The following is a 6,306-nucleotide window of genomic DNA, read 5'->3' on the forward strand; positions in this document are numbered from 1 at the left end:
AATAATATCGCCAATGCCCGCATAACGGCGTTTGGAACCTCCTAGCACCTTTATACATTGAAGCCGACGCGCACCACTATTGTCAGCTACATCCAAAACCGTTTGCATTTGAATCATCGAAGTATCTCCGCAATCCTACTCTTAACTTGCCAACTAAACTATTTTTGCTTTTTCGATGACGCTCACTAAACGCCACGTTTTAGTTTTTGAAATTGGGCGACATTCAGTAATCGATACTGTGTCACCAATCCCACATTCATTATTTTCATCATGAGCATGTAATTTCGTCGAGCGAGTTATGTATTTCCCATACAATGGATGCTTCACGCGGCGTTCCACCATCACAGTGATGCTTTTATCCATTTTATCACTAACAACACGCCCTACTCGGGTACGAACAACTTTTTGATCTGTACCTGTGCTTTCACTCATGCTTGATTACCCATTTCAGTCATAATAGTTCTAATGCGCGCTATCTCACGACGCACAGTCTTAAATCGTGCTGGATTACTCATTTGTCCAGAACCTTTTTGCATACGAAGCGCAAATTGCTCTTTCAACAATCCTTCCAGCTCTTCCTGCAATTCTTTGGAATTTTTCTTCCGCAATTCTTCAGCTTTCATCACATCACCGTACGTGAAACAAATGTTGTACTTATAGGCAATTTGGCGGCCGCTAAACGAAACGCTTCCCGCGCTAATTCTTCAGACACACCTTCCATTTCAAACAGCATGCGGCCTGGCTGAATTTGTGCTACCCAATATTCCACAGAACCTTTACCCTTACCCATACGAACTTCCAATGGCTTTTTAGTAATAGGCTTGTCCGGAAATACACGAATCCAGATCTTACCGCCACGTTTAACGTGACGCGTCATGGCACGACGACTGGCTTCTATTTGCCGGGCAGTGATTCGACCGCGCCCAACTGCTTTCAGGCCAAATTCACCAAAACTAACCGAACTGCCGCGTATAGCGAGCCCACGGTTTTTGCCTTTCATCTGTTTTCTGAACTTGGTACGCTTTGGCTGTAACATAACTTAAGACTCCACATTCGCCGTTGCGACTTTTTCAGTTTGGGCTTCAGGTATTATTCCTTTCTCAAGAACTTCACCTTTAAAAAGCCAAACTTTTACACCTATAACACCATAAGTAGTGTTAGCTTCCACTACACCGTAATCAATATCCGCACGCAAAGTATGCAAAGGTACGCGACCTTCGTGATACCATTCAGTACGCGCGATTTCTGCGCCATTCAAACGTCCAGATACTCTAACTTTTACTCCCAGGGCACCGAGACGCATTGCATTGGTAACGGCACGTTTCATGGCGCGACGGAACATAATGCGTCGTTCCAATTGCTGCGCGATATTTTCCGCTACCAGATGGGCATCCAGTTCAGGTTTACGGATTTCTTCAATATTAATATTGACCGTAACGCCCATCATTTTGCTTAATTCCATTCTTAACTTTTCGACGTCTTCACCTTTTTTACCAATCACAATGCCAGGTCGTGCGGTGTGAATAGTAATTCTGGCGTTATTAGCTGGACGCTCAATTTGCACACGGCTAACAGAAGCATTGGCAAGCGCTTTACGGATGTGCGCACGCACTTTTAAATCCATATTTAGATTGTCCGCGAAATTTTTTGAATCCGCATACCACTTAGACGTCCAGTCTTTGACGATGCCTAGTCGGATTCCAATTGGATGTACTTTTTGACCCATTAACGCCTCTCTATATCTCTGCTTGCTTTGCTTTTAATAGAACGTCCGTTATCGATTAATCTATCTTGTTAACAATTAACTATCACTTACGGTCACGGTAATGTGACAACTACGTTTAAGGATACGGGTGCCGCGACCTTTCGCGCGTGCGCGATAGCGACCTTGATATCGACCTTCATCCACATAAATTCTTGAGACCTTAAGTTCGTCGATATCAGCACCTTCATTATGTTCAGCATTAGCAATAGCTGACTCCAGGACCTTTTTAACGACACGCGCAGCTTTTTTAGTGCTGTATGTTAAAAATTGCAGGGCGTTCTCGACATTTTTGCCCCGAATCTGATCAGCTACCAATCGGCCTTTTTGTGCCGAAAAATCTGCATTTTTGAGTTTTGCACTAACTTCCATACGCTAACCTTTTACTATTCGCTAATCCGCTATAAAACCGTTTTACTTACCTTTTCGATCGCCAGCATGACCTTTAAAAGTCCGCGTTGGCGCAAACTCACCCAGCTTGTAACCAACCATATCTTCGGTAATAAAAATCGGCACATGCTGTCTGCCATTATGAACAGCGATGGTTAAACCAATCATGTCCGGCAATACCATGGAACGCCGTGACCAGGTTTTAATGGGCTTTCTGTTTTTTTCTTCCGCCGCTTTAATCACTTTTTTCATTAAGTGATCGTCAACGAAGGGTCCTTTACTGACTGAACGTGGCACTGTGTTTTGACCTCTTCAGTTATTTCTTGTTACGACGGCGTACAATCATGCCATCAGTTCGTTTATTACTACGTGTTTTATAACCTTTGGTAGGTACACCCCATGGTGTAACGGGATGACGACCACCTGCGGTACGGCCTTCACCACCACCATGCGGATGATCCACAGGGTTCATAGCGACACCGCGAACCGTAGGACGAACTCCGCGCCAGCGTTTCGCACCAGCTTTACCGAGAGAACGTAAATTATGTTCACTGTTACTGACTTCACCAATTGTTGCTTTACACTCAACGTGTACTTTACGCATTTCACCAGAACGCAAGCGAATCGTTGCGTATTCACCTTCGCGTGCAACTAGCTGAACAGATGTTCCTGCACTGCGAGCAATTTGAGCACCTTTTCCGGGTTTTAGCTCAATACAATGAAGCGTACTACCCATTGGAATCTGGCGTAATGTCAAGCAATTACCTGGTTTGATTGGTGCTTCGGAGCCAGACATAATTTCAGCACCTGCAGCAACTCCTTTTGGCGCGATAATATATCTACGCTCACCATCAGCATAAAGTACTAACGCAATATGTGCGCTACGATTAGGATCGTACTCCAGACGCTCAACACGACCAGGAATACCATCTTTGTTACGTTTAAAATCTATAACCCGATAGTGCTGCTTGTGACCACCACCTCTATGGCGAGTTGTTATACGACCGTGATGATTCCGGCCGCCACTTCGGCTTTTCTTTTCTAAAAGCGCCGCATGTGGCTCACCCTTGTGCAACTCAGGCGAAGACACCTTTACGACAAAGCGCCGGCCCGGTGAGGTTGGTTTAGATTTCTGTATCGCCATTTGATGGATTCCTTAACTACTTAACCTGATTCGTTCTCTGAAGACCTTTTATTCGCCTTCCAACATTTGAATATTTTGCCCTTCTGCAATTCGCACGTAAGCTTTCTTCCAGTCCTTACGACGACCAAAGCGCTGACCAAACCGTTTCACCTTACCCTTGTTATTCAGTACAGTGACGGAATCAACTTTTACGTCGAGCATTTTTTCAACGGCATCTTTGATTTGCTGCTTATTGGCATCTTTTGCAACTTTGAAAACATATTGGTTACTTTCAGCGCGCAGCAAAGAGCCCTTTTCAGTGACGTGATGCTCTAACAAGACATTCGCTATTTTTGAGTCAATCATGCGAGCATCCCCTCAATCTGTTTTACCGCATTTACGGTCATGAGCACCTTATCACTATTAACTAAAGCAACCGGATTCACACGTTTCGCCTCGCTAATATCAACATGCTTCAAGTTACGAGATGCCAGGTACAAGTTATCATTTAATTCATCAACAACTATCAGCGTGTTTTCCAGACCCAAAGCTTTCAACTTTTCAGCTAATAGTTTTGTTTTTGGTGCATCAAGACTTAAATCGTCAATTACCATTAAGCGTTCCTGGCGTACTAATTCTGACAGAATGTTACGCATAGCACTGCGATACATTTTTTTATTCACTTTTTGTGAATGATCCTGTGGTTGCAGCGCGAATGTCATTCCGCCGGTACGCCACAACGGGCTGCGAATGGTACCAGCGCGAGCGCGACCAGTACCTTTTTGGCGCCAGGGTTTTGCGCCACCACCGCTTACTGCAGCACGGTTTTTGGTAGCTCTGGTTCCGCTACGCGCACCTGCCAGATAAGCCGTTACTACCTGATGAACTAATGCCTCATTAAATTCGTTCGCAAAATTCGCATCCGAAACTTCGATAGTTTTTTTCGAGGCTTTACCTGTAGCTGTTGTTAACTGTATATCCATCTTCAAGCCCCTTAACTACCAGTCTTACCGGAACGTGCTTTTACAGAAGCGCGGACTATAACATCGCCGTCTTTTGCGCCAGGCACTGCGCCTTTAATCAACAATAAATTACGTTCAGCATCTACCCGCACCACTTCCAGGTTCTGGGTTGTTCGTTTTACATTTCCCATATGACCGGCCATACGCTTACCCTTAAACACACGACCAGGTGTCTGGTTTTGGCCTATAGATCCAGGTGCGCGGTGCGAGATTGAGTTACCGTGGGTTGCATCCTGCATGCTGAAATTGTGGCGTTTAATGACACCGGCAAAACCTTTACCGATGCTGGTGCCTGTAACATCGACGCGTTGACCTTGAGAAAAAATATCAACACCGATATTTGAACCCTGCTCGATATCTTCACCTTCACCATCATTCAAACGGAATTCCCATAAACCACGACCTGGTTCAGTATTCGCCTTGGCAAAAACTCCAGTACTGGGTTTATTCACGCGTGAGGGACGACGGCCACCTGTAGTTACCTGCACGGCACGATAGCCATCCGATTCAATGGTTTTTACTTGAGTAACGCGATTGGGTTCAACCTCGACCACTGTGACAGGGATAGACACGCCGTCATCAGTGAACACGCGAGTCATCCCCGCTTTGCGTCCAACAATACCAATTGTCATCTTTATTTTCCTCTACACCGCACCGATTTCGATTGACCGATGCTGACTTACGTTTAACTCCAGCGTTTAGCCGCCGGTTACACAAAAAAATAAAATCCTGTGACAGCAAAAAAGGCGCCGTCAAAAATAAATAAGTTTGTAAATGCGCGTACTAGCTTAATTTGATTTGAACGTCGACACCGGCTGCCAAATCCAGCTTCATCAAGGCGTCAACCGTTTTATCGGTTGGATCTACTATATCCATCAAACGTTTATGCGTGCGCATCTCATATTGATCCCGCGCATCTTTGTTAACATGCGGGGAAATCAAAACAGTCCAACGTTCTTTTTTCGTCGGCAATGGAATTGGGCCTTGCACCTGCGCACCCGTACGTTTTGCCGTTTCCACGATCTCACGCGCGGATTGATCAATAAGGCGATGATCAAACGCTTTTAAGCGAATTCGAATTCTTTGCCCAGCTGCCATTCTATTTGAACCCTTTTCCTAATATTCGAACGTTGTTTAACAATTTTTGGGTGGCGAATCATATCACCACCCGGCCATACTTGGTACTACTTTTTCAATGTTATTCAATAATTTTCGCGACGACGCCGGCACCCACGGTACGTCCGCCTTCGCGGATCGCAAAACGCAGCCCGTCTTCCATCGCAATCGGGGCGATCAACGTCACTACCATGTTCACGTTGTCTCCCGGCATCACCATTTCCACGTCCGCCGGCAGCTCGACCGAGCCCGTCACGTCGGTGGTCCGGAAATAGAATTGCGGACGGTAGCCTTTGAAGAACGGCGTATGACGACCACCCTCTTCTTTGCTTAATACGTACACTTCCGCTTCGAATTTGATGTGCGGGGTGATCGAACCCGGCTTGGCCAATACTTGACCACGCTCCACTTCTTCACGCTTGGTACCCCGTAAGAGCACACCCACGTTGTCACCCGCCTGGCCCTGATCCAGCAATTTACGGAACATTTCCACACCCGTGCAGGTGGTCTTGGCCGTGTCTTTGATTCCCACGATTTCCACTTCGTCACCCACGTTGATGATGCCCCGCTCCACACGACCGGTCACCACGGTGCCACGACCGGAGATGGAGAACACGTCTTCCACCGGCATCAGAAAGTCGCCGTCGATGGCGCGTTCCGGTTCCGGGATGTAACGGTCCATTTCTTCCACCAGTTTGTGGATGGAGGGAACCCCAATATCGGAGGTGTCGCCTTCCAGCGCTTTCAGCGCCGAACCCACCACGATGGGGGTGTCGTCACCCGGAAATTCGTAGCTGTCCAGCAGCTCGCGAATTTCCATTTCCACCAGCTCTAATAATTCTTCGTCGTCCACCATGTCCGCTTTGTTCATGTACACCAGTATGTAGGGCACA

The 6,306-nt window shown here is 46.5% G+C and carries 13 protein-coding genes; all 13 read right to left on the minus strand.

Annotated features, from left to right (window positions below):
- The coding region (locus ACWVCM_RS10850) for an uL14 family ribosomal protein (protein WP_455201783.1) at positions 1-117 on the minus strand (117 nt) is incomplete at its 3' end.
- A gap of 36 nt (positions 118-153) precedes the next feature.
- A complete protein-coding gene (gene rpsQ, locus ACWVCM_RS10855; RefSeq protein WP_455201772.1) occupies positions 154-432 on the minus strand; it encodes a 30S ribosomal protein S17 in 279 nt (92 codons plus the stop codon).
- Entirely contained in the window at positions 429-623 is a 195-nt protein-coding gene (gene rpmC / locus ACWVCM_RS10860; RefSeq protein WP_455201773.1) for a 50S ribosomal protein L29, read from the minus strand. Before rpmC ends, rpsQ begins: the two co-directional genes overlap by 4 nt.
- Positions 623-1,036 (minus strand): 50S ribosomal protein L16, encoded by a 414-nt coding sequence (gene rplP, locus ACWVCM_RS10865; RefSeq protein ID WP_455201774.1) that lies wholly within the window; start codon positions 1,034-1,036, stop codon positions 623-625. The genes rpmC and rplP overlap by 1 nt, the downstream gene beginning before the upstream one ends.
- A 3-nt stretch (positions 1,037-1,039) precedes the next feature.
- Positions 1,040-1,726, minus strand: coding sequence for a 30S ribosomal protein S3 (gene rpsC / locus ACWVCM_RS10870; RefSeq protein WP_455201775.1), 687 nt, complete (start codon positions 1,724-1,726; stop codon positions 1,040-1,042).
- 75 nt (positions 1,727-1,801) lie between these two features.
- On the minus strand, positions 1,802-2,134 hold the full coding sequence (rplV, locus tag ACWVCM_RS10875) for a 50S ribosomal protein L22 (RefSeq protein ID WP_455201776.1): 333 nt from the start codon (positions 2,132-2,134) through the stop codon (positions 1,802-1,804).
- Positions 2,135-2,176: 42 nt separating this feature from the next.
- Positions 2,177-2,449 carry a 30S ribosomal protein S19 gene (rpsS, locus tag ACWVCM_RS10880; protein WP_455201777.1) on the minus strand — a complete coding sequence of 91 codons (273 nt, stop codon included), beginning with the start codon at positions 2,447-2,449 and terminating at the stop codon, positions 2,177-2,179.
- A gap of 19 nt (positions 2,450-2,468) precedes the next feature.
- Positions 2,469-3,296 (minus strand): 50S ribosomal protein L2, encoded by an 828-nt coding sequence (gene rplB, locus ACWVCM_RS10885; protein WP_455201778.1) that lies wholly within the window; start codon positions 3,294-3,296, stop codon positions 2,469-2,471.
- A gap of 48 nt (positions 3,297-3,344) precedes the next feature.
- Positions 3,345-3,641 carry a 50S ribosomal protein L23 gene (rplW, locus tag ACWVCM_RS10890; RefSeq protein ID WP_455201779.1) on the minus strand — a complete coding sequence of 99 codons (297 nt, stop codon included), beginning with the start codon at positions 3,639-3,641 and terminating at the stop codon, positions 3,345-3,347.
- Complete coding sequence (rplD, locus tag ACWVCM_RS10895; RefSeq protein WP_455201780.1) at positions 3,638-4,258, minus strand: 50S ribosomal protein L4; 621 nt, start codon at positions 4,256-4,258, stop codon at positions 3,638-3,640. Before rplD ends, rplW begins: the two co-directional genes overlap by 4 nt.
- A gap of 11 nt (positions 4,259-4,269) precedes the next feature.
- Entirely contained in the window at positions 4,270-4,929 is a 660-nt protein-coding gene (gene rplC, locus ACWVCM_RS10900) for a 50S ribosomal protein L3 (protein ID WP_455201781.1), read from the minus strand.
- Positions 4,930-5,080: 151 nt separating this feature from the next.
- Positions 5,081-5,395: a 30S ribosomal protein S10 gene (gene rpsJ, locus ACWVCM_RS10905; RefSeq protein ID WP_455199803.1), complete on the minus strand. Its 315-nt coding sequence runs from the start codon at positions 5,393-5,395 to the stop codon at positions 5,081-5,083.
- 100 nt (positions 5,396-5,495) lie between these two features.
- Positions 5,496-6,306: elongation factor Tu (locus ACWVCM_RS10910; RefSeq protein ID WP_455201782.1), on the minus strand; the 811-nt coding region annotated here is incomplete at its 5' end.

Source organism: Kaarinaea lacus, from assembly GCF_975902315.1.

Excerpts from the sequence above, each read along its gene's own strand:
- rplB (WP_455201778.1), bottom strand. The coding sequence starts at position 3,296 with ATGGCGATACAGAAATCTAAACCAACCTCACCGGGCCGGCGCTTTGTC.
- rpmC (WP_455201773.1), bottom strand. The coding sequence starts at position 623 with ATGAAAGCTGAAGAATTGCGGAAGAAAAATTCCAAAGAATTGCAGGAA.
- rpsQ (WP_455201772.1), bottom strand. The coding sequence starts at position 432 with ATGAGTGAAAGCACAGGTACAGATCAAAAAGTTGTTCGTACCCGAGTA.
- rpsC (WP_455201775.1), bottom strand. The coding sequence starts at position 1,726 with ATGGGTCAAAAAGTACATCCAATTGGAATCCGACTAGGCATCGTCAAA.
- rpsJ (WP_455199803.1), bottom strand. The coding sequence starts at position 5,395 with ATGGCAGCTGGGCAAAGAATTCGAATTCGCTTAAAAGCGTTTGATCAT.
- rplV (WP_455201776.1), bottom strand. The coding sequence starts at position 2,134 with ATGGAAGTTAGTGCAAAACTCAAAAATGCAGATTTTTCGGCACAAAAA.
- rplP (WP_455201774.1), bottom strand. The coding sequence starts at position 1,036 with ATGTTACAGCCAAAGCGTACCAAGTTCAGAAAACAGATGAAAGGCAAA.
- rplW (WP_455201779.1), bottom strand. The coding sequence starts at position 3,641 with ATGATTGACTCAAAAATAGCGAATGTCTTGTTAGAGCATCACGTCACT.
- rplD (WP_455201780.1), bottom strand. The coding sequence starts at position 4,258 with ATGGATATACAGTTAACAACAGCTACAGGTAAAGCCTCGAAAAAAACT.
- rplC (WP_455201781.1), bottom strand. The coding sequence starts at position 4,929 with ATGACAATTGGTATTGTTGGACGCAAAGCGGGGATGACTCGCGTGTTC.